This window comes from Nonomuraea sp. GTA35 (assembly GCF_041950525.1).
GTDB lineage: Bacteria > Actinomycetota > Actinomycetes > Streptosporangiales > Streptosporangiaceae > Nonomuraea.
The window spans coordinates 768,776-792,840 of sequence record NZ_JBGNUV010000002.1; the positions used below are offsets into that span (position 1 = coordinate 768,776).

The window sequence follows — 24,065 nt, forward strand, 5'->3', positions numbered from 1 at the left end:
TTCTTGTCTCAGCCGTCACAGGAGTCACTCCCCTCATGCCCAACGTCGAACCCCTGCGCGAGGGCGACCCGGCAGCGGTGGGGCCCTACCGGCTGGTCGGGCGGCTCGGCGCGGGCGGCCACGGTGTCGTCTACCTCGGCCAGGCACGCAACGGAACCCCGGTCGCCGTCAAGGTGCTGCGCGAGGGGCTGGCCGTGGGCGAACGCCTGGTCAAGGACATCGCCGCCGCACGCAACGTCGAGCCGTTCTGCCTCGCGCAGGTGCTCGACGCCTCGACCAGCGGCAGGCCGTACATCGTGTCCGAGTACGTGGACGGGCCCTCGCTGCAGCAGGCGGGCCGGCGCGGCGGGACGGAGCTGCAGCGGCTCGCCGTGGCGACCGCGACCGCGCTCGACGCGATCCACCAGGCGGGCGTCGTCCACGGCGACCTCACGCCGGCCAACGTCCTGCTCGGGCCCGACGGGGCGCGGGTGGTCGACTTCGGCATCGCGGCGGCGCTGAGCTCGGGCATGAAGGCGACCAGCAACATCGTGGGCACGCCCGCCTACATGGCGCCCGAGCAGCTCGCCGGGCGGCCCGTGGGGGCCGCGGCGGACGTGTTCTCGTGGGCGTCCGTGCTCGTGTTCGCGGCGACGGGCGTGCCGCCGTTCGGGGACGACTCGCTGCCCTCGGTGATCAACCGCATCCTGCGCGAGGAGCCGGTGCTCGGGCAGCTGGGACGGCCGCTGCGCGAGGTCGTGACGGCCTGCCTGGCCAAGGACCCGGCGGCCCGGCCGTCGATGCGCGACGTCCTGCTCCGCCTGACCGCCCCGTCCCGGCAGACCGCCACGCCGTACGCGGCCCCGGCCCCCGAGCCGTCCCGCCTCCCCGACCCGCCCGTGCCACCGGACCCGCGCGACGCCTGGCAGGACACCGTCGACCATCCCGCGGTCCGGCCCCAGGCCGCCGACCCGCGTGACCTCCCGCGCAGGCGCGGCCCCGCCCAGGCGCCCGACCAGACGCACCCGCACGGCCAGGGCCAGGCGCCTGAGCAGCCCCGCACGCGTGACCAGGCTCACGGGCGCGGCCCGGCCCGGCCCCACGACCGGGCACAGGCACCCGGCCAGGCCCAGCCCCACGACCAGGCGTACACGCGTGGCCCGGCCCCGGCGCACGACCAGGCGCGGGCGGACGGCTCGGCCCAGCAGCACGACGTGGAGCAGGCGCACGGCTCGGCTCACCACCACGGCGGGCGGCCCGAGCGTGGCCGCCCGCATGCCGGTCACGCGGCCGCCCACGAGGGGCCCGGCCCGGCGACCTCGCCGCTGCAGGCGCTGTTCGACCTCTCCTCGCCGGTCGGGCAGCCGCCCGCCGCCGGCGCGCCGGCCTCCCACCCGTCCCAGGCGCAGGAGCCGCCCGGCGGCGCGGCGGCGTCCCAGGCGGCGTCCCAGACCGCGTCCCAGGGCACGGCGTCCCAGGGCACGGCGTCCCAGGGCACGGCGTCCCAGGGCACGGCGTCCCAGGCCACGGCGTCGTCCGGAGCCCCGGGCGCCGCCGGCCGGAGGGTGCCGCTCGGCGCTCCGGTGGCGTTCGACGACCCGGCGACGGCACAGTATCCGCCCGCGGGGCCCGCGGGCGAGCCGCACGGGGACGAGCCGCACGGGGGCGGGGCGCCGGCGCCGCGGCCCAAGCGGCCCAGGGGGCGCCGGGTCAAGAAGGTGATCATCGCAGGTGTCTCCGCCGTGTCCGTGTGCGCGCTGGGCGCCGCCATCGTCTGGCTCACCCCCACCACCCCCACTCCCAAGACCAAGAACGTCGCCGTGGCCAGCGGCGCCCCCACCACGTCCGCCGCCACCTCCACCCCGGCCCCCAGGCGCACCCGTACGACCAGGCCGACCCCGCAGACGGACGGCACCCCCAGCACGGTCCCGACCGACGGCCAGGGCGTCTCCGGCACCCCGACGGCCACCGCGGACCGGCTCAGGGTGATGTACGTCCGCCCCGGCGGCACCCTGGCCGGCGAGTGCTGGGCGGGCGGCGAGGTGACGCTCCAGGCGCTGGTACGCCGCACGGGCGCCCCGGTGACGTTCACCTACACCTGGCTCATCGACGGCGCCGCCGCGGGCCGCTCGACGGCGACCATCACCGAGAACGGCCAGCGTTACCTGACTGCGCCGCGCACCCTCACCAGCACCGGCGGCACCCACACCGTCACGTTGCGCATCACCGCTCCCGTCACCGCCAAGCGGACGATCTCCGTCACGATGTGCGACGAGGGAGCGGCCTACTGACGTGACGGGCTGCGGAGCGGCGCTCTCACCGGCGGCCGCGAAGCTGCTCCAGCAGGTCCAGGGCGGCGTCCGCGATCACGGTCCCCGGAGGGAAGATCGCGGCGGCGCCCGCGGCCCGCAGCTCGTCGTGATCGCCGGGCGGGATGACGCCGCCCACCACGATCATGATGTCGGCGGCGTCCAGCTCGGCCAGGGCCGCGCGCAGGGCGGGCACCAGCGTGAGGTGCCCGGCGGCCAGCGACGAGACGCCCACGATGTGCACGTCGGCCTCGACCGCCTGCCTGGCGACCTCCTCGGGCGTCTGGAACAGCGGGCCGACGTCCACGTCGAACCCCAGGTCGGCGAAGGCGGTCGCGATCACCTTCTGGCCGCGGTCGTGACCGTCCTGCCCCATCTTGGCCACCAGGATGCGCGGACGGCGGCCCTCGGCCCGCTCGAAGTCGGCGCAGGCGGCGCGGACCCGTTCGATGTTGCCGGCTGATCCGGACTCGTCCCGGTACACGCCAGTGATCGTACGCACCTGCTCGGCGTGCCGGCCGAACACCCGTTCCAGCGCGTCGGAGATCTCCCCGACCGTGGCCTTGGCGCGGGCGGCGTCCACGGCCAGCTTGAGCAGGTTGTGCTCCAGGCCCGGGGCGGGATGGCCGGCGGCCTTGGTGAGCGCGTCGAGGGCGTGCCGCACGGCGTCGGGGTCGCGCTCGGCGCGCAGGCGGGCGAGCTTGTCGAGCTGCTGGGCGCGTACGGCGCTGTTGTCGACCTTGAGCACCTCGATGTCCTCGTCGGCGCTCGCGCGGTACTTGTTCACCCCGATCACCGGCTGGCGGCCGGAGTCGATGCGGGCCTGCGTGCGCGCGGCGGCCTCCTCGATGCGCAGCTTGGGCAGCCCCGCCTCGATGGCCCTGGCCATGCCGCCGGCCGCCTCGACCTCCTGGATGTGGTCCCAGGCGCGCTCGGCCAGGTCGTGGGTGAGCCGCTCGACGTAGTACGAGCCGCCCCACGGGTCGATCACCTGCGTGGTGCCCGACTCCTGCTGCAGGAGGAGCTGGGTGTTGCGGGCGATGCGCGCGGAGAAGTCGGTCGGCAGGGCGAGCGCCTCGTCCAGGGCGTTGGTGTGCAGCGACTGGGTGTGGCCCTGGGTCGCGGCCATGGCCTCGACGCAGGTGCGGGCGACGTTGTTGAACACGTCCTGCGCGGTCAGCGACCAGCCGGAGGTCTGGCTGTGCGTACGCAGGCTCAGCGACCTGGGGTTCCTGGCACCGAACCCGGAGACGAGCTTGGCCCACAGCAGCCGCGCGGCGCGGAGCTTGGCGACCTCCATGAAGAAGTTCATGCCGATGCACCAGAAGAACGACAGGCGCGGCGCGAACCGGTCGACGTCCATGCCGGCCGCGACCCCGGCCCGCAGGTATTCGACCCCGTCGGCGAGCGTGTAGGCCAGCTCCAGGTCGCAGGTCGCCCCGGCTTCCTGGATGTGGTAGCCGGAAATGCTGATGGAGTTGAACTTCGGCATCTTCTCGCTGGTGTACGCGAAGATGTCCGAGATGATGCGCATCGACGGCGCGGGCGGGTAGATGTAGGTGTTGCGGACCATGAACTCCTTGAGGATGTCGTTCTGGATGGTCCCGGCGAGCTGCTCCGGCGCGACACCCTGCTCCTCGGCCGCCACGATGTACAGCGCGAGGACCGGCAGCACCGCCCCGTTCATGGTCATGGACACCGACATGCGGTCGAGCGGGATGCCGTCGAAGAGCTGCCGCATGTCGTAGATCGAGTCGATCGCCACCCCCGCCATGCCCACGTCGCCGGCCACGCGCGGGTGATCGGAGTCGTAGCCCCGGTGCGTGGCCAGGTCGAACGCCACCGACAGGCCCTTCTGCCCGGCGGCCAGGTTGCGCCGGTAGAAGGCGTTGGAGTCCTCGGCCGTGGAGAATCCCGCGTACTGGCGGACGGTCCAGGGCTGGTTGACGTACATGGTGGGGTACGGGCCGCGCAGGTAGGGCGCGGCGCCGGGGTAGGTGCGCAGGAAGTCGAGGCCCCGCAGGTCGGCGGCGGTGTAGAGGGGCTTGACCGCGATGCCCTCCGGCGTCTGCCACGGCTCGCCCTGCGGCTGCGGGCCCTGCGCCGCCCGCTCCGGCAGGGGGTCCAGCGGGATGCCGGAGAAGTCCGGGATCATCGGGTCACCTCCAGGTCGTCGAACGTCTCGCGGAGCACGGCCAGCGCGTCGCAACCGGCGTGCAGGTTGCCGTCCACGCCCTCGTAGCGTCCCTTCCCCGCCAGCCAGACCTTTCTCGCGCCCGCCCTGCGCAGGGCCGCGGCCACGGCGGTGGCGTGCCGGGCGTACAGCTTGTCGCTGGAGCACAGGCAGGCGACGGTGGCGCCGCTGACGGCGAACGCGGTCGCGATCTGCTCGGGGTCCGTGCCGGGGCCGGCCGTCTCGGTGGCCAGGCCGCCCGCCTGGAACAGGTTCGCGGCGAACGTGGCCCTGGCCGTGTGGTCGGCGAGGGGGCCGATCGTGGCCAGGAACACCGTGGGGCGCTCGGGCCGCGCGTCGGCCAGGTCGCGCAGCCGCTCGAACGGCTCCGCGTACCGCACCTTCGGCAGCTCACCGCCGGATGACCCATCCGCCCCGGCCGTTTCGCCGGCCTGGGAGGGGCCGCCCTCGCGCCGGCGCACGGGCTTCTCCCCGACGTCGGGGTACTCGCTCACCCCCGTGATCGGGAGGCGGCGGTGGGCGATGTCGTCGTCGCGGCGGGCGCGCGTGGCGGCGATCCGCTCGGACACCGGCCCGGCGGCCGCCACGATCCCTCCGGCCGCCTCGATCTCCTGGAAGAAGGCCCACGCGGCCTCCGCGAGGTCGGCGGTGCGGCGCTCGACGTACCAGGAGCCGCCCGCCGGGTCGATCACCCGGCCGAGCCCCGACTCCTCCAGCAGCAGCGACTGCGTGTTGCGGGCGATGCGGCGGGAGAAGGCGTCCGGCAGCCCGAGGCACGCGTCGAACGGCTGCACGGTGACCGCCTCCGCCCCGCCCACCCCGGCGGCGAAGCAGGCGACGGTGGTGCGCAGCATGTTCACCCACGGGTCGCGGGAGGTCATCATGGCCGAGCTGGTGACGGCGTGCTGCCGCTGGCCCCCCGCCTCGGGAGCGCCGCAGACCTCGGCGACCCTGGCCCACAGGCGGCGCGCGGCCCGCAGCTTGGCGATGGTGGCGAACTGGTCGGCGGTGGCGGCGTACCGGAACTCGAGCTGTCCCAGCGCCTGCGCCACGGACAGCCCGCCGCCGGTCAGCGCCCGCAGCTCGGCGACGCCCCTGGCGATCGAGCAGGCCAGCTCCTCCGCGTCGCTGCCGCCCGCGTCGTGGTACGGCGTCGCGTCCACCGTGACGGCCCGCAACCCCGGATGGTCGGCGGCGCAGCGCAGCGCCAGCTCGACCCCGTCGGCCCCGAGCACCGCGGAGGCGCCCAGGTTGCCGCTCAGCACGCTCCCGCCCCCGGCGGAATCACCCCGTCCGCCCGGCACGGCCCCGCGGGCGGCGGGATCACCCGGCGCGGTCCCGCCGGCGGCGGGATCGCCAGGTGCGGCCCCGCGGGCGGCGGCCAGGCTGAACAGGGCCTCGGCCGCCTCGCGGGTCCGCTCCCCCGCCTGCAGCACGATCGGCGCCAGGTCGAGGTAGACGTCCTTCAGCACCGCGCCCAGTTCGCCCACCGGGATGGCGCCGTCGCCGACCACCAGCCACAGCGACGTGACCCCGTTCTCCAGGTCGGCCAGCACGGCCTCCGGGTCGGCCACCGCGTGCCGCTGCCGCACGTCCCAGCCCGCGACGGCACGGGCGCCACGCACGTAGGGGGCGGCGCCGGGCGAGCCGGGGTCGCCCGGCAGGTCGTCCGGGTCGTACAGCGGCGCGACCGTCACCCCGTCATAGGTCCGTCTCGACAGCGCCTCCTCGGGCGAGCCGGCCTCGACCCCGGACTTGCGCAGGACCTCCGCCGCCAGCGCGCGCCAGTCGTCTCGTGAGATGGACGCGAACCCCGCTGCCAGTTCCATGTTTCGGATAGTAGGCGGAACGGCCATGCGCCAGTAACCCCGGGGTCGCCCGCCATGATCCGGACGGGATCACCCCGTGAGCCGCCCGGGAGCCGGGTTCCTCAGCCGGCAGGCGCCTCCCAGGCCAGCCGCCAGGTGACCGGCCCCACGATCCCGTCGTCGGCCACGCCCTGCTCCTGCTGGAACCGTACGCACACGTCGCGCGACCCGGGCCCGTACGCCCCGTCCACGGCCAGCTCGAAGCCGCGCTCGCGCATCCGCCCCTGCCACGTGCGCACGTCCTGCCCCCGCATGACCGGCGGGTAGGTCAGCAGCCGCCCGGGGAACGGCGGCGCGCTCGGCTCCGGGGCGCCGTTGCCGCCGCCGGGACGGGGCGCCCCGCGCCTGACCCAGGCGTAGAGGGGGTCGCCGGGGCAGTCGGTGGCGTAGCCGTCACGGTGTCCCTTGATCTCCTTGCCGGCGCGGCCGTGGTCCCGTGCGTACTGGACGGCGTCGAGGATGCCGTGCAGGATCAGGTCGGGCGGCTGGACGAGACCCGAGTTGCCGACCAGCCCGAGCACGGCGTAGTGCCCCGCGTTGAGCCCGGGCCCGTTGGCGGCGGGCAGGTGGTACAGCCCGCGCCCCTCGAACACCTTCCGGTGGGGGCAGCACACGAACGAGTAGCCGATGTCGACCCAGCCGTTGCCGTCCATGTGGTAGCCCTGGATCGACCGCACCAGGGCGACGCACCGGCTGTGGTCGGAGACGATCGCCGGATCGACCCTGCCGCCCGTGTAGTGGACTTTCACTCCCTTGGTGGAGTCGAGCTGTGTGTAGTCGCCGCGCGGCGCACGCGCGTTCCAGTCACGCCGTAACACCAGGTCGATGGCCACAGTGATCTCCGAGTGTCGCTGCCGGGACCACCGAGCGTAACGCGGGGGACGCGGACCGGTCATGGAGATCCGGGATTTCGCTACGGTCTGATGACCCGCTGCTCCGTCACGATCGCGCTGATCAGATCGTGCGGGGTCACGTCGAACGCCGGGTTCGCCGCCGGCGTGCCCTCCGGGGCGACGCGCACCCCTCCGAAGGTGACGATCTCGCCGGCGCCGCGGTCCTCGATCTCGATGTGCTCGCCCGACGGGGTGCCCTGGTCGATGGTGGACTCGGGCGCGACGACCACGAACGGCACCCCGGCCCGCTCCGCCCCGAGCGCGAGCGCGTACGAGCCGATCTTGTTGGCGGTGTCGCCGTTGGCGGCGATGCGGTCGGCCCCGATGAGCACCGCGTCCACCCCGCCCTTGGCCAGCAGGTACGGCCCTGCGGAGTCGGCGATGAGCCGGTGCGGCGCGCCCATCCTGGCCAGCTCCCACGTCGTGAGCCTGGCGCCCTGGAGCAGCGGCCGGGTCTCCAGGGCGAGCACCTCGGCCAGGCGCCCGCGCTCGTGCAGGGTCTGGATGACGCCGAGGGCGGTGCCGCGTTCGACGGCGGCCAGGCCGCCGGTGTTGCACACGGTCATGATCCGCAGGCGGTCGCCTTCGAGCAGGTCCGCGCCGCGTTCGCCCATCGCCAGGCAGGCGGCGATGTCGTCGTCGCGCACCTTCAGCGCCGCCGCCAGCACCGCCTCGCGGCCCTTGCCGAGGTGGGCGGCGGCCCGATCGACGCCCCACGCGAGGTTGACGGCCGTGGGGCGGGCGGCGCGCAGCGCGGCGATCCGCTCGGCGTCGCCGTCGGCCAGCACGACGCCGAGCGCTCCCGCCACGCCGAGCGCGGGCGCGCCGCGCACGGCCAGCCGCCGGATGGCGTCGATGAGCTCGCCGACGGTGTGGATGCGCAGCATCACGAGCTTGTCGGGGAGCAGGGTCTGGTCCACGAGCTCGACGGCGCCGTCGACCCAGTCGATGGTCCTCACGGGCAAACGCTAACCCACCTCAGCGTTCGGCGAGGACGATGACCGAGTCCCGCCCGCCCAGCACGATGGGCTCGGACTTGTCGGGGTTCAGCACGATGCCGTAGTGGGGCGGGTCGTTGCGGGCCGTGGCGTTGCGGTAGCCGATCGCGGTCTCGCCCCTGCGCCGCGCCGACTCCACGACGGTGGCGAACGACACCCGCGTGCCGGTCTTGACGTAGTCGCCGGCGGGCCGGGGGTAGATCTCCGAGCCCTGCGAGTCGAAGAGGTAGGCGAACACGTCCGCGAGGTGGCGGTTCTCGGCGAGCTGGGCCAGGAGCAGGCCGATGACGGTGTCGCTGATCACGATGTCGTCGGCCTCGGTGACCTCGGCCAGGGCGCGGTTGTTCTCGTCGTGCATCTCGCTGACGATCGAGTAGTGCTCGCCGAGCGTGCTCTGCATGTCGCGCAGCTGCAGCAGCGTCATGAGGGTGCGCGTGTCGGCGTGGTGCGGGTCGAAGCGGTCGTCGGAGAGCACGATGACGTGCTGGAAGAGGCCGACGCCGAGCGACTCCAGGGCGAACCTGTCGGTGGTGTCGCAGTCCTTGACGTTCACGGTGAGGTTGCGCAGGCCCGCGAGGTTCGTGCCGGCCTTGGGGTGGTCGGCGGCGACCTCCAGGACGGAGCCGGGGGCCACGTAGCCGTCGAGGTAGCGGATGATCTGCTCGGCGCGGCCGTTCCAGTTGAGCAGGAGCGTGCGCTCGGGCTCGGTGAGCGCCTTGCCGGTGCTGACGATGGCGGCCTCGTCGATGGCCGGCTTGCCGGCGGCCAGGCGGACGTGGGAGTCGTCGTGGGCGATGACGACGATCTCGTCGTCGGCGTTGATGACGGTGTCGGCGGGCGGGTTCAGCACGACGCCGGACGGCCGGCGCAGGCCGATGGCGGAGGCGGTCTGGTAGGCCTGCAGCGCCTCCCCGTAGGTGACGCCGACAAGCTTCTTCGGGGTGCGCAGGTAGATCTCGCCGCCGTCGAAGTTCAGCAGGTCCATGCAGACGACGGACATGCCGGACTGGCGGGAGGACTGCACGATGAGCCGGGAGGCGGTGTCGTCGGAGTCGACCAGGTGCACGTCGGGGCCGCCGGCCAGGCGGGCGGCGGCGGCGTTGCGGCTGGAGGTGAGGCCGGCCACCACCGGCGGGTGGGCGCCGCGGCGCTTGGCCAGGGCGAGCAGGATCTTGATGACGTGGGCGTCGGGGTCGTCGCCCTCGGGCGAGAGCACGACGACGGAGCGGGCCGTCGCCAGGTTCATCAGCGCGAGGTCGCGCGGCTCGGTGGGGCGGCCGGTGCGGCAGACGACGCGGGTCCTGCCGAGGTCGCCGACGTGCTCGCGGATGGCCTCCTCCATCTCGAGCTTGTCACGTTCCGCGAGCACGGCGATCACGGACTTCTTCTGGCTGGCGTGCGCCTTGACCAGCTCGGCCACGATCGTGAACACCTGGTCCGACCAGCCGAGGATCACCGTGTGCCCGGACTCCGCGATCCGCGAGCGTCCCCTGCGCAGCCGGTCCACCTTCTGCTTGAGGCCGTTGGAGAGCAGGCCGACGAGCATGCTGACGATGAACAGGCCGCCGAGCGAGCAGACGAACATCACGGTCATGTACGCCAACGAGCCCTTGTCGCTGGCCACCTTGCCGGGGGTCAGGGCGTGCATGAGAGCGATCCAGAGCACCTCGCCCGCGTGACCCACGCCCTCGGGCTCGCCGGGCGCCAGCCACATCGTCAGCGCCGCGACGACCACGATCAGCCCGACCGACACCACAGCCAGCCAGCCGATCAGCGACGCCGTGCCCCTGGACATGGTGTTGTCGAACCAGTACCGCGCCCGCTCGCGGAACGTGATCTTCGACACTTCCCCGATACCTCCGAGTAAGGAGTGATTTGGCCCGAGGACACGGTACCGGGCGATCTTGGGTTCCGCATGGCGACAGGCGACCTCCCCCGTCGCCGCGAATCACGGCACTCCCCGATAAACCCGGAACATACCGACCCGCTCCGGCCTGGAGCGTACATGCGCGGGGCCCGGGCGACGCGCTCCCCCAGCCGGTACGCTGAGGACGAAACCCAGCGGATCCCCAGCCAAAACCCTTCGACATCCGGCCCAGAGACGGAGATCATAAACGGTATGTCTGTGATCAGGGAGGTGCCGTTCCCCAGCCCCGAGTCCTCTGAGCTCCCGATGAACATCTGGATCGACGACGCCGACTCGGCCATCGACGTCATCGACGCGCTGGCGCTGTCGCCGTTCGCGACGGGCGCGCAGCCGTGGTCGCGCCTGGCCAACCTGGAGCGCGTGCGCCCCGAGGCCACGCTCGCCCCCGCCGGCGGGCGCGTGCTGCGCACCGCGCGGGTCGAGGACGGCTCGGAGTCGCGGCTGATCAGCGGCGACGGCTGGACCCTGCGGAGCGTGCGCCACCGCAACCGCACCGCGACGGTCAGCGTGACGGCGGTCAACGAGGACCTGGCCAAGACCGTGCTGGCCGAGAGCATCGAGGGCGCCGAGGAGCCCGTGCCCGACGTCGACCACGTCGAGATGGGCTTCTGGTGGCGGGGCATGCACGGCGGCACCCGCTCGGAGAAGCCGATCACGGCGCAGCCCTGGGACGAGATCAGCGCCAACTACTCGGCCAAGGTCCGCCCGGCGCTCGACCGGCTCATGTCGATCACTCCGGCCGACGTCAACGGCCGCCTCATCCTCCTGCACGGGCAGCCGGGCACCGGCAAGACCACGCTGCTGCGGTCGCTGGCCAAGCAGTGGCACGAGTGGTGCCAGGTCGACTGCGTGCTCGACCCCGAGCGGCTGTTCAACGAGCCGGGCTACCTGATGGAGGTGGCGGTCGGCTACGACACCGACGACGAGGCGCAGCGCTGGCGCCTGCTGGTGCTGGAGGACTGCGACGAACTGATCAGCTCGGGCGCCAAGGCGCAGGCGGGGCAGGGGCTGTCGCGCCTGCTCAACCTGACCGACGGGCTGCTCGGGCAGGGCCGCGACGTCCTGGTGGCGATCACCACCAACGAGGACCTGGCCCGCCTCCACCCCGCCGTCGTCCGCCCCGGCCGCTGCCTGGCGCAGGTCGAGGTGGGGCCGCTGAGCAAGGAGGAGGCGACCGCCTGGCTGGGGTCCGCGGAGGGGGTCGGGCCCTCGGGGGCGACGCTGGCGCAGCTGTACGCGCTGCGCTCCGGCCGCGAGATCACCCCCGTGCTGGGCGACGAGTCCACGGGCCTGTACCTCTGACCCTCGTCCCCACCCGCGCGTTCGAGGAGTGGGGACGAGCACGTCAGCGGGCCCGCCAGGCCGTCACGTCAGGTACGTGTGCAGCCTGCGGGCCTCCCGGACGAAGTTGTTCGAGGCGCGGCGTTGCGCGATCTCGGCGACGCAGGCCACCGCCCCTCGCGCCGCCGCCCACCGCGCGGCCCGCAGGGCGAACGTGAGCCCCTGCGCGTGCCGGGTGTGCGGCCGCTCCCCCGGCCCCGGCAGGAACACGGCCAGGAACCCCGTCATGATCCGCCACACCTCCCGGTGAGCGCCGAGCGCCGCCGCGCTCTCCAGCGTCTCGAACACCGGGCCCGGCTTGAGATCCGTCCGGCGGACTAGCAGCGCGAGCTGCCGTCCCACCTCCTCGGCGGCGAGCTCGCCCCGGGCGGCCAGCTCCACGAGGGGCCTGGCCCGCTCCTCGGGGTCGGCGCACCAGGCCCGGTCGGCCACGAAGTACGCCTGCACGAGCGCGCCCGCCTCGCCCATCGGCCCGTCCGCCCGCGCGAGCGCCCACGCCTGGGCCGGTTCGGCGCGGGCCCGCAGCCACCGCTCGGTCAGGTGCGGCACGAGGTGCGCCGCGACGGCCTCCCGGTCGGACGGCATCAGGTACGGCCACCAGCGCAGGTACCCGTCGTGCTCCTTCAACCGGTGCTCCACGGCCCCGCCCAGCGGCTCCGCGGCGAGCGGCGGCCCGGCGACCGGCTCCCCACAGACCGGCTCCCCACAGACCGGCTGCCCACCGACCGGCGCCGGCTCCGCAACGCGCTCCTCACCCAGCAGCCGGTCACCGGTGGGCCCGTCGCCCGGCGGCGGGGTCAGGTGGAGGTGCGCCGTCAGCTCGTAGAGCACCGCTCCCGTCCCGGCCGGCTCGCGGTCCTCGCGGTAGACCCGCCTGTCGCCGCACCCGGGCGTGCCCGCGGGCGGGTAGTACCACCAGCCGATCTCCGCGACGGGCTCGGGCCGCTCGCCGCTCATCCAGCGTGCCACCGCCCGGCCCGCCGCCGAGGTGAGCCGCCCGGCCCGCGCCACCACCTCGGGCGCGGTCGCGCGCGGCAGCCGCAGCAGCGCCTGGCCCAGGTCCGCGGGCAGCGCCTCGACGCCCGCGCGCTCGTATCCCGCCAGCCGCTCCACCAGCACCGCGCCGTCCAGATGGCCCGTCGTCGAGGTGGGCTCGGCCAGCAGGTACGGCGGCAGCGTCCCCGCCTCGATCGCCTCGCACACCTCGGCCCAGCGCCGCAGCAGGAACAGGTGCGGCCCCGGCACGTCACCGGCTTCGGGCAGCCGCGACACCCCCGCCGCGAGCACCGAGCCGCCGGAGCCCTCGGCTGCCGCCGTCACCAGCCGCGCGATCTCCCACGCCCAGTGCCAGACCGCCTGCCACCGCCCCGCCGGCGGCGCCACGCCCGGCATCAGCCCCGCCAGCCGGACGGCCAGCCCGTCGCGATCGCTCCCGTACAGCCGCACGACCCCGGCCAGCCACAGCTCGGCGGCCTCCCACCGGCCCCCGTCCGGCAGCGCCTCCAGGTCCTCCGCCACCACCACAGGCCCGGGGAACGCGGCGGCGGACACCGCAGGCGGCAGCGGCACCGGCACGAACCCGCCGGACTCGCGCGGGTCCTCGGCGGCCTCCCCGCCGAACACCGAGGCCAGCGTCTCCCCCAGCTCCTGCGGCAGCACGGTGGCCGCCTCCCGGACGGCCCGCGCCCCGGCCTCGCCGAACCGCTTGGCGTGCTTGACCGCCAGCCGCACCGCCCGCCCCTGCACGTCGGCGGACTCGCAGGCGAACGCGTACCCCAGGGCGGGCGCCAGCGATTCCAGCTCGGCCGCCGGATCGCGGGCGACCTCGTCGAGCCAGGTGAGCCCGGCCGTCAGCAGCTTGCGCTCGCCGCGCGACAGCAGCGCCCGCACCGCCTCGGTCACCTCGTCCGGGTCGAGGTCCTCCAGCCGCCGCAGGTGCCTGAGCATCGGCTCGGCCACGGCGCCGGGCGCGACGGGCAGCAGCCGCAGGTAGTCGTGGCGCCGCTTGCTCACCTCGTCGTACGTGGGATCGAGCAGCTCGTGCAGCCGTACGAAGAAGCGCAGGTCGGCGGCCTGCCCGCCGCGCAGGAAGCGCCGCAGGCACCCGTCGAGCAGCACGTCGCGCCCGATCCGGCCCTCGCGCTGCAGCGTCCCGAGCGCGGCCAGCCAGCTTCTGGGGGCGGGCGGGTCGGCGCGCTCGTCGCGCAGCAGCCCGCCGACGCCCTCCGCCTCGAACAGCCGGGGCAGGAGGTGGTCGAGCAGCGGGTCCTCGCGCAGCTCGGCCGCGATGGGGGTGCCGGTTGCCCAGGCCACCACGAGCGGGTCGTGCCGGGGCGGGGTGGCTCCGCTGCGCCGCAGCATGGCCAGCACGAGCCCGGCCATGGGGTCCCGGGCGGCGCGCCGGCGCGGGGTGTCGCGGAGCCTGAGCGTGGCGCGGGCGGCGAAGTCGGCCTGCCAGGCGGCGGGGCGGGCCGAGAGCACGCGTTCGAGAACGGTGGCGGTGCGGCGGTCCCAGGACCAGCGGTCCTGGAGGTCGCGGCGGTTGAGCCAGGCGACGACGGCGGCGGCCCCGCCGATGGCCGCCGCACCCGCCACCCGCAGCGGAGCCCCCCAGCTCTCGCCGGAGCCGTGCGTCCGGGACCGGAACCACTGGGCGTCCCAGCGCCAGCGCTCGTCCTCGGCCACGGTGCGGCCCTCGCGTTCGGCGGCGCGCACGTACGCGCGCCAGGCGGCCTCGCCCTCCCGCGCGCGCGTGGCCTCGCGCTCGTGCCACCTGGCCGCGGCGCGCTCCTCCGCCACGGGGATGTGCGCGGGCAGGGCGGCGGCCACCTCACGGCGGGCATGCTCGTCGAGCGCCAGTACGCGGTCGGCCACCAGGTCGAGGTCCCCGGTGTCCAGCGCGGCCACCACCGACTCCCACACCGACTCCAACGCCGGCTCCCCCACCGGCGCGCCATCCGCCATCACCCGGCCCGCCGCCGCACCGGCCCGCGTCATACCGGCCACCGTGACGTCGCCCCCGCCGGCGGGTCTGTCCGCCGTCACGGGGTGGCCTCCACCGCCAGCCGGGCGGCGATCCTGGCCGAGAGCACGTGCTTGCACGGCCCGCGCGACCCCCGGTGGTCGAACCACCACGGGCACGTGCACGTCCCGTCGCCGACGTCCACCCGGCGCACGCCGCCGTCGGTGGTCACCTCGGCCCGGCCGTCGGGCAGCAGGCGGACGGCCCCGGCGTCGACGAGCTTCCTGGCCGAGGCCAGGCGCGGGTTGAGCGCGGCCACCTGGTCCTTGTCGTAGGGCAGCTCGCGGTGGAAGTGGGCGGCCTCGTGCAGGTCGTAGCCGACCCGGCCGGAGGTGCCGAGCTGGGTGAGCGCCGCGCGTACCCGCTCGACGGGCAGGCCGGAGCGGTCGGAGAGCAGCCCGAGCTCGACGGTGGGCTCGAAGTTGAGCAGCATCCCGACGACGTCGGCGTCGGCGCCTGCCTCGTCGGTGGCCAGGTCGTCGAGGACCTGGCCCTCGCCGGAGAAGCCGCGCGCCGGCTGGGGCGAGACGGCCAGCGTGTACCGCATGCCGGGCAGCTCCAGCTCCCACGCGCTCGCGGTGGACGAGCCGTCCGCCGGGCCGTAGACCCGCAGCGCCTTGGCGAACCTGAGCAGCGGCATCAGCGTCGCCACCCGCCCGGTGCCCGACAGGCACACGCCGCCGCGCGCCGCGGCCGAGGACAGCCGCAGGTCACGACCGGCGGGCACGGCCCAGACGGTGGAGCGGGCCCCCTTGGGCAGGGAGCGCAGGAACCGTACGGCCTGCGGCCCCGCCAGCTCGGCCCGCAGGTCCCACCCGGCGGCCATCACCTGCACCTCGGCGAACCCGCGCAGCCACCGCGACGGCAGCGGCACCTTCTTCTCCACCACCGCCCCGCCGAGCGTGGTGACGGTCAGCTCGTCGGCGCCGACGCCCACGTGCAATGGGTCCTTGCCGCCGACCCTGGCCAACGCCTCGCGCAGCGGCCCGTTGACGTCGACGTTGGTGGTGCCCCGGTCGAGCACGTCGCCGTCGAGGGCGAGCACGTCGAGCCGGGCGTAGACGCCGCCGCAGGCGGAGAACGACTCGAACCTGAGCCGCTCGCCGTCGCACGTCACGACCGGGTCGCGGGTCCATCCGGGCCGGGGCTGGTGGTAGCGGGTGAGCGCCACGTCGGCCACGGCCAGCAGCCCGGCGGCGGCCGGGGCGGCGTGGGTGAGCAGCCCGCTGAAGAACCTGGGGTGGGCCTGCGGGCCGGATAACGCCGTGCCACCGGAGGTCGAAAGACCGAGCCTCCCGTCGGCCAGCACGGAGGGCCCGGTGTAGGTGTATGCCTGTACCGCTGAAGTCATGCCCCGAACCATAGAGATGATCACCGACACAATTCGGGGCCGGTACGTAAACCTTCCGATGTGCGACATGGAGTGCGAAACCACAATGTGCCTGGTGCTCACCGTCGATCTGGCCCATGTCGCCTTCACCCGCTTCACGGTGCCCGCAGACGAAGGGCCCGCAGACGAAGGGCCCCCAGGCGAAGGCCCCCCAGGCGGAGGGCGCGCAGCCGAAGGGCGCGCCGGCGGGTGGCTCAGCGAGGAGCGGCCGATCGGCTTCCCCGCGACCCAGATCGTCCCGTCGTGGACCGCGCGCACCCCGCCGGGCACGTGGATCGAGATCGCGCTGCGGGCCAGGACCGCCTCCGGCGACCTCACCAAGTGGTACGTCATGGGCCGCTGGTCCGAGCGGGGCGGCCCGCGCACCTCGGTGCCGGGCCAGGGCGACGAGCACGGGGACGTGGCGGTGGACACGTTCGTGGCCAGGCGGCCGGTGACGGCCTACCAGGTGCGGGTGACCCGGCACGGCGGCGGCGCCCGGGTGACCGGGCTGGGCGTGATGGCCTCGGCGGTGCCGCGGCTGCCGCCCGCGCCGAGCGCGCCGGGCCCCGGCGGCGCCGTCGAGCTGGCGGTGCCGCGGCGTTCGCAGCACGCGCACGCCGGGCACCACGTGCGCTACGACGGCGGGGGCGTCAACTGGTGCAGCCCCGCCTCGGTCGCCATGGTGCTGGCCTACTGGGGCCGCGGGCCCGCGCCCGGCGAGCTGGCCTGGGTGGGGGACGGCGATCCGGCCCCCGCCGTGGACCACGCGGCGGCGGGCACGTACGACGAGAGCTACCAGGGCACCGGCAACTGGCCGTTCAACGTCGCGTACGCGGGGCGGTTCGGGCTGGCCGGGTTCGTGACGCGGTTGCGGTCGGCGGCGGAGCTGGAGCAGTTCGTCCGGGCCGGGATCCCGGTGATCACGTCGCAGTCGTTCAAGGTGCACGAGCTGCCCGGATCCTGCTACTCCACCAGCGGCCACATCCTGGTCGTCACCGGTTTCACCGCCGGGGGCGACATCGTGGTGAACGACCCGGCCGCGCCCCGCGACGCCGAGGTCCGGCGGGTCTACCCGCGGGCGGCGTTCGAGCACGTGTGGCTCAGGAGCTCGGGCAGCGGCGGCATCGCGTACGTGCTGCATCCCCCCGACGTTCCTCTTCCTCCTTGTACCAACGGCAATTGGTGAGTTGATGAGCATTCGACCGATCGACGTGGCCCATATCGACGGCGGCCCCCAGTGGGTGGAGGCGGTGGCCACGCCCTCCGGTGTCGAGGTCTGGTGGGACGAGCCGCGCCCGCACGAGGGCGGCAGGCGCTGCGTGGTGCGCCGCCTGCCGGACGGCTCCCGCGTCGACGCGCTCCCCGCGGGCTGGAACGCCCGCAACCGGCTCGTCGAGTACGGGGGCCGCTCCTGGCGCCCGCTGCCCGGCGGCGGGCTGGTCTTCACGAACTGGGCCGACCAGCGCCTGTACCGGCTGGACGGCGGCGATCCCGTGCCGCTCACCCCGGAGGGCCCGTCGCGGTACGGCGACCTGTACCTGCCGCCGGGCAGGGACGAGGTGTGGGCGGTCAGGGAGATCGCCGACGTCCGGGACCTGGTGGCGGTGCCGCTGGGCGGGGGCCCGGTCAGGGTCGTCGCCAGGGCCCAGCACTTCCTGATGAATCCCCGCGTCTCCCCCGACGGCCGGTGGGTGGCCTGGATCGGCTGGGACCACCCGAACATGCCGTGGGACGGCACCGAGCTGTGCGTGGCCCCGCTGTCCGGGGACGGCTCCGCCGGGCCGTACGAGGTGGTCGCGGGCGGCCCGGAAGAGTCGGTGTTCCAGGCCGAGTGGCGCGACGACACGAGCCTGTACGCGGTGACGGACCCGACCGGCTGGTGGAACGTGCATCTCGTCCCCCTGGACGGCTCCCCCGCCCGCAACCTCACCCCGATGGAGCTGGAGTTCGGTGCGGCCGCCTGGAAGCCGGGCCTGACCTGCCTCGCCGTGGCGAAGGACGGCCGCCTGGCCGTCGTCTACGGCACCGCCGACCACCGCCGCCTGGGCGTGCTGGACCCCGGCACCGGCGACCTGCGGGAGATCGGCGGCGCGGCCACGCACTGGTCGTCGACCGTGTCGGTCGCGGGCGGCAAGGTGGCGGCCGTGGGCGCGACGCCGTACACGCCGCTGGAGGTCACGCTGGTCCGCCTGGACGACGGCGCGCACGAGGTGGTGTCGCCGCGCAAGGCGCTGCCGGACCGCGACCTGCTGCCCACGCCCGAGGCGGTGACGATCGAGGGGGTGCACGCGCACCTGTACCCGCCGTCCGGGCTTCGGGGGCCGGGACCGTGGGTGATCTTCGCGCACGGCGGCCCCACCGGGAACCTGCCGGTCATGCTCGACCTGGAGATCGCCTACTTCACCAGCAGGGGCATCGGCGTGGCCGTGGTGAACTACGGCGGCTCCACCGGCTACGGCCGCGCCTACCGGGAGCGGCTGCGCCACCAGTGGGGCGTGGTGGACGTGCAGGACTGCGCCAGGGTGGCGCGCGGCCTGGTCGAGCTGGGCCGGGCCGACGCCGCCAAGCTGGCCGTCAGGGGCGGCAGCGCGGGCGGCTGGACCACGGTGGCGGCGCTGGTGCACAGCGACGTGTTCGCGGGCGGGGTGGCGCACTACGCGATCACCGACCCGGAGAGCTGGGCCGCCGAGACGCACGACTTCGAGTCGCGCTACCTGGACGGGCTGGTGGGCCCGCTGCCGGAAACGCGGCAGCGCTACACCGAGCGCTCCCCGCTGCTGAACGCCTTCCGCGCCTCCGGCCCCTGCCTCATGCTGCACGGCCTGGAGGACAAGATCGTGGACGTCTCCCAGGCCGAACGGTTCACCGCCGAACTGGACAAACATGGCAAAGAGTGGGCACTGCTCACCTTCCCCGGCGAGCAGCACGGCTGGCGCAGGGAGGAGACTATCGTCGCGACGCTGGAGGCCGAGCTGGCCTTCTACGGGCTGATCTTCGGCATGGAGACGCCCGAGGTGCCGCCGTTGACCTTGAAGGGGAGAGCGTGAAGAGCGTTGCCGAGATCTGCTCGGATCTGATCAGGTTCGACACCACGAACCCGGGCTCGGGCGAGCGTCCGGCCGCCGAGTACGTCGCCACGCTGCTGGCCGACGCGGGCCTGGAGCCGGTGGTGTTCGAGTCGGCGCCGAAGCGGACCACGGTCGTGGCCAGGATGGACGGCGACTCGCCCGACGCGCTGCTCGTGCACGGCCACCTCGACGTGGTGCCCGCCGACCCGGCCGAGTGGCGGATGCACCCGTTCTCCGGTGAGATCGAGGACGGCTGCGTGTACGGGCGGGGCGCGGTCGACATGAAGGGCTCGTGCGCGATGACGCTGGCCACCGTGCTCGGCATGCGGGCCCGGGGCGAGCGGCCGAAGCGGGACCTGGTGCTGGCGTTCCTCGCGGACGAGGAGGCCACCGGCGACTACGGCTCGCGGCACGCCGTGAGCGAGCACCGGGAGCTGTTCGACGGCGTGAGCGAGGCCATCAGCGAGTCGGGCGGGTTCAGCGTGGCCTCGCAGGAGCACCGGGTGTACCCGATCGCGGTCGGCGAGCGCGGCACCGCCTGGATGAAGCTGACCGCGCACGGCGTGGCCGGGCACGGGTCGCGTCCGGCCGTGGACAATCCCGTCGCGACGCTGGTGCACGCGTTGTCGCGGGTGGCCGCGTACGAGTGGCCGGTGCGGCTGACGCCGACGGTGGCGGCGCTCGTCCAGAGCCTGTCGGAGATCACGGGCCGGCCGATCGACCTGGACCGGCTGGACGCCGAGGCGACCCGGCTCGGGGCGCTGGGCAGCCTGTTCAGGAGCCAGATCCGCAACTCGGCGAACCCGACCATGCTCGACGCCGGCTACAAGGTCAACGTCGTGCCCTCGACGGCCTCCGCCCACGTGGACGGGCGGTTCATGCCGGGGTTGCAGGAGGAGTTCCTGGCGACGATCGACGAGCTGCTCGGGCCGAAGGTCACCCGCGAGTTCGTGAACCTGGAGGACGCGCCCGACGCGCCGTACCCGTCGGCGTTCTTCGACGAGCTGGCCGGGGCGCTGGTGGCCGAGGACGCGCTGGCCAGGCCGGTGCCGTACGTGATGGCCGGGGGCACGGACGCCAAGTCGTTCGCCAGGATCGGCATCAAGGGGTACGGGTTCGCGCCGCTGATGCTCCGGCCCGATCTGGACTACTTCGGGATGTTCCACGGGAAGGACGAGCGGGTGCCGGTGGAGGGCCTGGAGTTCGGCACCCGGGTGCTGACCCGCCTGTTCACCTAGCGGTCGGGGGCGCCCGCTGCCGGCGGTCGCCACACCGCCGCACGCGCAGGCACCGGGCCGACGTCCGTGGACGTCACGCCGTACGCGTGGGCGTCGGCATCACGCCGTGCGCGTGGCCGTCACGCCGTTGCACGGGTGGGCGGGCCGAACCACGTGGTGAGCGCGCCGGGCGCCTCGCCCGGCGCGCCCGCCCATGCGACGTACCCGTCGGGCCGCACCAGCAGCGCGCTCGCCCCGCCGAGGCCTGAGCCCGCCTCGGCCCAGGCGGGCCGCACCCGGTCGCGATGCCCGGCCAGCACGGCTTCGAGCCGGCCCCGGTCCGGCGCCGTGCCCTCGCCCGGATTCGCGAGCCCGATCAGCAGGCCGCGACCGTCCCGAAGCAGCTCGGCGATCCCGGCTGCCCCGGTCAGGTCCAGGTCCGGGACGAACCGCCCGGCCAGGGGTTCGGCCGCGCCGGGCGCGTAGTCGATCGCCGTGCCGTCCATCATGCCCGCGAAGTGCCGCCACGCCTCCGGCAGCGCGATCACCTCGGTCAGCACCTCGCGCAGCGCGTCCACCTGCGCCCCCGGGCGCATGAGCGCGACCTGCGCCCGCGCGTTCCGCAGCACCCTGGCCGCCACCGGGTGCCGCTCGGCGGTGTAGCCGTCGAGCAGGCTCTCGGGCGCGAGCCCCCGCGCCACCAGCCCCAGCCGCCAGCCCAGGTTGAACGCGTCCTGCATGCCGAGGTTGAGCCCCTGGCCGCCGATCGGCGAGTGCACGTGCGCCGCGTCCCCTGCCAGCAGCACCCGCCCCATCCTGTACGTCTCCACGTGCCGCGCGTTGTCGCCGTACCGGATCCCGGTCTCCAGCCGCTCGACCACCACGTGGAGCCCGGTCACCCGCCGCAGGCTCTCCTCCAGCTCGGCGGCGGTCATCGGCGCGTCCCGGTCGCCGGGTCCGCCGTCGAACTCGATGGTCGCGATCTCCCCCGGCACCAGCGACAGGTTCACCAGCCCGCCGGGCCCGCGCAGCGACGAGGTCACCAGGGACGGATCGGCCAGCTCGGCCACCGCCGTCCGCCCGGTCATGGTGGGCGGCGTGCCGTCGAACGCGAACCCCGCCCGCTTGCGCACCAGGCTGCGCCCGCCGTCGCAGCCCACGAGGTACGCCCCGCGTACGACCTGCCCGCCCGCGAGCGTGGCCGAGGCGGAGGACCCGTCCTGCGCCACGTCCGTCACCGCGCGTCCCTGCCGGATCCGCACCCCCATCGCGGCGGCTCGCTCGGCGAGGATGTCCTCCAGCCGGTCCTGCTTGAGCATGACGTACGCGGCGTCGCCCGCCGGGTCCAGCAGCGGCAGCCCGGCGAAGTGCCCCCTGATCTGCCCCTTGCGCAGGATCTCCAGCATCAGCGCGACCACGTCGGCCCCGGCAGGGTCCTGACGCTCCCGTGCCAGTCCGTCGAGCATCTCCCCCTGGGCCCGCTCGACCGGTTCGACCAGCCCGCGCAGGGCCAGCGACTGCACCGTGCGGGCGTTGAGCGAGCGCAGCCCGAGGCTGCGCGCCCTGCGGTCCGCACCGTCGGCCGCCTCCAGGACCAGCGGGTCCGCCCCGGCCAGCTTGAGCTCGCAGGCCAGCAGCAGCCCGACCGGCCCGCCACCGACGACGATCACGTCTTCCATCGCCAACCTCCTACTTACAGCGTAAGTGTACGCCGTAAGTAGAACACGTACACCGTAAGCTTTGTCAACGGCACCCCGGGGAGAAAGGACGTCGCACATGGCCCGACGCGAGCCGCTGAACAGGGAGAAGGTCCTCGACGCGGCCCTGGCGCTGGCCGACGAGGAGGGCTTGGAGGGCCTGTCGATGCGCCGCCTGGCCAAGGTGCTCGGCGTGGAGGCGATGTCGCTCTACAACCACGTCTCGAACAAGGCCGACCTGCTCGACGGCATCGCCGAGCGGGTGTTCGCCCAGGTGGAGCTGCCGGATCGGGAGCTGCCGTGGCAGGAGCAGATCCGGTCGGCGGCGCTGAACATGTACCGGGCCTTCCGCCGCCACCCGGTGGTGCCGCTGGCCCTGGTGACCGACCGCGCCAACCCGACGTCCGTGCCGGCCATGTCGCGAGTGGACGCCCTGGTGGGGGCCCTGTACGCGGGCGGGTTCGACGACGAGGGCGCCTGGCGGGCATTGGGGGCGGTGAACGCGCTGGTGTTCGGCTCGCTGCTGCTGTCCACGGGCGGGTTCACGAGCGATCCCCAGGCCCACGCGGGCGCGGAGAACGTCGGGGTCTACATCACCGAGATGAACCCCGTCGCGCTGCCGCACTTCAGCCGGCTGCTGCGCTGGACGCGGGGCGGCGGCGTGGACCCGGAGGCCGACTTCACCGAGGCCCTCGACACGCTGATCCGGGGCCTGGAAAGAGAGCGATCCCAATAGTGGAACAAAACATTCCGTTCTGATAGAGTGGAGTCACCGACACCGAAAGGGGCTCACTCATGAGCGACAGCGTCACCATCAGCGGCTGGGACGTTCTCGACGCCTCGCACGAGGCGCTGCGCCGGGCCGTGCGCGCGGTGCCCGCCGGCGGCTGGAGCCTGCCCACGCCGTGCGCCGGCTGGAGCGTCGCGCACGTCCTGCAGCACGCCGCGGGCGACCAGATCGGCTTCGCCGCCGCGCTCACCGGCGAGCCCGGCCCCTCCTTCGACCCGTTCGACCCCTCGGGCACGATCGACGGGGACCCGGGCGCGTTCCTCGAGGACGCGCTGGAGCGCTCGGCCAGGGCGTGGGCCGGGGTGGACCGGACGGCCGCCGAGGTGGCGACGCCGGTGCCGCCGCACAAGATGACGCCGGAGTCCGGCTCGGCGGCGTGCGCGCTCGACGCGGGCGTGCACGCCTGGGACATCGCGATGGCCTGCGGCGGGCCCTCGCCGCTCACGCCGGAGCTGGCCCGCCCCATGCTGGAGGTGGCCAGGCAGATCGTCGAGCCGCTGCGTGCCTGGGGCGCCTACGCCCCGGCGCTGGAGCCGCTGCCCGGCGACGACGACGTCGCCGCGCTGCTGCGTTACCTCGGCCGCGACCCCCGCTGGACCGCGGCCTCCTGACCCGTCAGGCGAACTTGCTCTTCGGCCGTTCCTGCAGCACGCCGTCCACGTACACGTCGAGCTTCTCGTCGTAGAACGCGATCAGCCCGGCGATCTTCGTGCTCTCCGGCAGCGGTGTCCGGTACGACCACGCCAGGTCCTTCTTGCCGTTGACCGACCAGTACTCGGCCGTACCCTTGTAGGGGCAGTGCGTGGCGGTGTCGCTGGGCTCCAGCAGGTCCAGCCGCACGTCGGTCTTCGGCAGGTAGTACCGGGCGGGCAGGCCGGTCTCGAAGAGGATGCGCGGGTTGCGGGAGTCGGCCACGGTCACGCCGTCCACCTCGATCCGCACGTGCCGCGAGCCGGCCAGGATGTCCACCCTGGTGTACGGGTCGCGGGCGTGGAAGAACACCTCCTCGTCCTCCTCGAACCAGGCGTCCATCGCATCCCACGCGAAGCGCACGTGCCCCCGGATCTGCTCCAGCGGCGACTCGGGGTAGGCCAGGGCCGCGTCAGCGGCCTCGGCGGTGCCCGAGGTGACGGTGTAGACCACCGCGTCGCCCCTGCTCGGGGAGTGCTTGGTGGCTCCGGTGGCCTTCAGCGCGGACTCGTCCACGTCGTCCAGCGGGAAGTAGTAGGTGGGATAGTACGGGACTTCCCACACCAGCAGGGCGGAGGTGGTGTCGGCCACCACCCGGCCGCCCAGATAGGTTCGCACGCGCTTGGCCGTGCGCTCGACACGCACCCGGCCGCGGTTCGTGGCATCCATGTTCGCGCCAACCCCGCCGGGCACGCTCCTA

Annotated in this window: 16 protein-coding genes; 7 read left to right on the forward strand and 9 right to left on the reverse strand. The window is 74.2% G+C overall.

Annotation, left to right across the window (positions count from 1 at the left end; all coding sequences use genetic code 11):
* Positions 1 to 35 precede the first annotated feature (35 nt).
* Positions 36 to 2,270 (forward strand): protein kinase, encoded by a 2,235-nt coding sequence (locus ACBJ32_RS10155; protein WP_375126508.1) that lies wholly within the window; start codon positions 36 to 38, stop codon positions 2,268 to 2,270.
* 25 nt (positions 2,271 to 2,295) lie between these two features.
* On the opposite strand, the gene scpA is transcribed toward ACBJ32_RS10155, so the two are convergent.
* The 5 genes from scpA to ACBJ32_RS10180 all read right to left on the reverse strand — a co-directional run bounded on the left by scpA (position 2,296) and on the right by ACBJ32_RS10180 (position 10,087).
* Positions 2,296 to 4,443 (reverse strand): methylmalonyl-CoA mutase, encoded by a 2,148-nt coding sequence (gene scpA, locus ACBJ32_RS10160; RefSeq protein WP_375126509.1) that lies wholly within the window; start codon positions 4,441 to 4,443, stop codon positions 2,296 to 2,298.
* Positions 4,440 to 6,311, reverse strand: coding sequence for a methylmalonyl-CoA mutase family protein (locus tag ACBJ32_RS10165; protein ID WP_375126510.1), 1,872 nt, complete (start codon positions 6,309 to 6,311; stop codon positions 4,440 to 4,442). The genes scpA and ACBJ32_RS10165 overlap by 4 nt, the downstream gene beginning before the upstream one ends.
* Before the next feature lie 101 nt (positions 6,312 to 6,412).
* A complete protein-coding gene (locus ACBJ32_RS10170; protein ID WP_375126511.1) occupies positions 6,413 to 7,183 on the reverse strand; it encodes an N-acetylmuramoyl-L-alanine amidase in 771 nt (256 codons plus the stop codon).
* 80 nt (positions 7,184 to 7,263) lie between these two features.
* Positions 7,264 to 8,202: an S-methyl-5-thioribose-1-phosphate isomerase gene (gene mtnA, locus ACBJ32_RS10175; RefSeq protein ID WP_375126512.1), complete on the reverse strand. Its 939-nt coding sequence runs from the start codon at positions 8,200 to 8,202 to the stop codon at positions 7,264 to 7,266.
* A 19-nt stretch (positions 8,203 to 8,221) separates the two neighbouring features.
* Positions 8,222 to 10,087 carry a potassium transporter TrkA gene (locus ACBJ32_RS10180; RefSeq protein ID WP_375126513.1) on the reverse strand — a complete coding sequence of 622 codons (1,866 nt, stop codon included), beginning with the start codon at positions 10,085 to 10,087 and terminating at the stop codon, positions 8,222 to 8,224.
* A gap of 273 nt (positions 10,088 to 10,360) precedes the next feature.
* Here ACBJ32_RS10180 and ACBJ32_RS10185 point away from each other — a divergent pair, with 273 nt between their 5' ends.
* Complete coding sequence (locus ACBJ32_RS10185; RefSeq protein WP_375126514.1) at positions 10,361 to 11,470, forward strand: DUF5925 domain-containing protein; 1,110 nt, start codon at positions 10,361 to 10,363, stop codon at positions 11,468 to 11,470.
* A gap of 63 nt (positions 11,471 to 11,533) precedes the next feature.
* Here ACBJ32_RS10185 and ACBJ32_RS10190 read toward each other — a convergent pair whose 3' ends face one another.
* Positions 11,534 to 14,554: a DUF6493 family protein gene (locus ACBJ32_RS10190; protein WP_375126515.1), complete on the reverse strand. Its 3,021-nt coding sequence runs from the start codon at positions 14,552 to 14,554 to the stop codon at positions 11,534 to 11,536.
* A complete protein-coding gene (locus ACBJ32_RS10195) occupies positions 14,551 to 15,882 on the reverse strand; it encodes an SWIM zinc finger family protein (protein ID WP_375126516.1) in 1,332 nt (443 codons plus the stop codon). The genes ACBJ32_RS10190 and ACBJ32_RS10195 overlap by 4 nt, the downstream gene beginning before the upstream one ends.
* Positions 15,883 to 15,967: 85 nt before the next feature.
* On the opposite strand from ACBJ32_RS10195, the gene ACBJ32_RS10200 reads away from it, so the two are divergent.
* The 3 genes from ACBJ32_RS10200 to ACBJ32_RS10210 are packed head-to-tail and all read left to right on the forward strand — an operon-like array spanning position 15,968 to position 20,209.
* Positions 15,968 to 17,089 carry a C39 family peptidase gene (locus tag ACBJ32_RS10200; protein ID WP_375126946.1) on the forward strand — a complete coding sequence of 374 codons (1,122 nt, stop codon included), beginning with the start codon at positions 15,968 to 15,970 and terminating at the stop codon, positions 17,087 to 17,089.
* Positions 17,090 to 17,093: 4 nt separating this feature from the next.
* Positions 17,094 to 18,950, forward strand: coding sequence for a prolyl oligopeptidase family serine peptidase (locus tag ACBJ32_RS10205; protein ID WP_375126517.1), 1,857 nt, complete (start codon positions 17,094 to 17,096; stop codon positions 18,948 to 18,950).
* Complete coding sequence (locus tag ACBJ32_RS10210) at positions 18,947 to 20,209, forward strand: M20/M25/M40 family metallo-hydrolase (protein ID WP_357866374.1); 1,263 nt, start codon at positions 18,947 to 18,949, stop codon at positions 20,207 to 20,209. The genes ACBJ32_RS10205 and ACBJ32_RS10210 overlap by 4 nt, the downstream gene beginning before the upstream one ends.
* A gap of 119 nt (positions 20,210 to 20,328) precedes the next feature.
* Here ACBJ32_RS10210 and ACBJ32_RS10215 read toward each other — a convergent pair whose 3' ends face one another.
* Positions 20,329 to 21,867: an FAD-dependent monooxygenase gene (locus ACBJ32_RS10215; RefSeq protein ID WP_375126518.1), complete on the reverse strand. Its 1,539-nt coding sequence runs from the start codon at positions 21,865 to 21,867 to the stop codon at positions 20,329 to 20,331.
* A 97-nt stretch (positions 21,868 to 21,964) separates the two neighbouring features.
* Here ACBJ32_RS10215 and ACBJ32_RS10220 point away from each other — a divergent pair, with 97 nt between their 5' ends.
* Entirely contained in the window at positions 21,965 to 22,621 is a 657-nt protein-coding gene (locus ACBJ32_RS10220; RefSeq protein WP_375126519.1) for a TetR/AcrR family transcriptional regulator C-terminal domain-containing protein, read from the forward strand.
* A gap of 59 nt (positions 22,622 to 22,680) precedes the next feature.
* The gene (locus ACBJ32_RS10225) at positions 22,681 to 23,286 is read left to right on the forward strand and encodes a TIGR03086 family metal-binding protein (RefSeq protein WP_357866372.1); all 606 of its coding nucleotides are present in this window, start codon (positions 22,681 to 22,683) and stop codon (positions 23,284 to 23,286) included.
* A 4-nt stretch (positions 23,287 to 23,290) separates the two neighbouring features.
* Here the strand turns inward: ACBJ32_RS10225 and ACBJ32_RS10230 are convergent, their stop codons facing one another.
* Complete coding sequence (locus ACBJ32_RS10230; RefSeq protein WP_375126520.1) at positions 23,291 to 24,034, reverse strand: DUF427 domain-containing protein; 744 nt, start codon at positions 24,032 to 24,034, stop codon at positions 23,291 to 23,293.
* Positions 24,035 to 24,065: the final 31 nt, after the last annotated feature.

What these genes read in the sequence shown, in the direction of transcription:
- ACBJ32_RS10155 (WP_375126508.1), top strand. Translation starts at nt 36, where the DNA reads ATGCCCAACGTCGAACCCCTGCGCGAGGGCGACCCGGCAGCGGTGGGG.
- scpA (WP_375126509.1), bottom strand. Translation starts at nt 4,443, where the DNA reads ATGATCCCGGACTTCTCCGGCATCCCGCTGGACCCCCTGCCGGAGCGG.
- ACBJ32_RS10165 (WP_375126510.1), bottom strand. Translation starts at nt 6,311, where the DNA reads ATGGAACTGGCAGCGGGGTTCGCGTCCATCTCACGAGACGACTGGCGC.
- ACBJ32_RS10185 (WP_375126514.1), top strand. Translation starts at nt 10,361, where the DNA reads ATGTCTGTGATCAGGGAGGTGCCGTTCCCCAGCCCCGAGTCCTCTGAG.
- ACBJ32_RS10195 (WP_375126516.1), bottom strand. Translation starts at nt 15,882, where the DNA reads ATGACTTCAGCGGTACAGGCATACACCTACACCGGGCCCTCCGTGCTG.
- ACBJ32_RS10200 (WP_375126946.1), top strand. Translation starts at nt 15,968, where the DNA reads ATGTGCCTGGTGCTCACCGTCGATCTGGCCCATGTCGCCTTCACCCGC.
- ACBJ32_RS10205 (WP_375126517.1), top strand. Translation starts at nt 17,094, where the DNA reads ATGAGCATTCGACCGATCGACGTGGCCCATATCGACGGCGGCCCCCAG.
- ACBJ32_RS10215 (WP_375126518.1), bottom strand. Translation starts at nt 21,867, where the DNA reads ATGGAAGACGTGATCGTCGTCGGTGGCGGGCCGGTCGGGCTGCTGCTG.
- ACBJ32_RS10220 (WP_375126519.1), top strand. Translation starts at nt 21,965, where the DNA reads ATGGCCCGACGCGAGCCGCTGAACAGGGAGAAGGTCCTCGACGCGGCC.
- ACBJ32_RS10225 (WP_357866372.1), top strand. Translation starts at nt 22,681, where the DNA reads ATGAGCGACAGCGTCACCATCAGCGGCTGGGACGTTCTCGACGCCTCG.
- ACBJ32_RS10230 (WP_375126520.1), bottom strand. Translation starts at nt 24,034, where the DNA reads ATGGATGCCACGAACCGCGGCCGGGTGCGTGTCGAGCGCACGGCCAAG.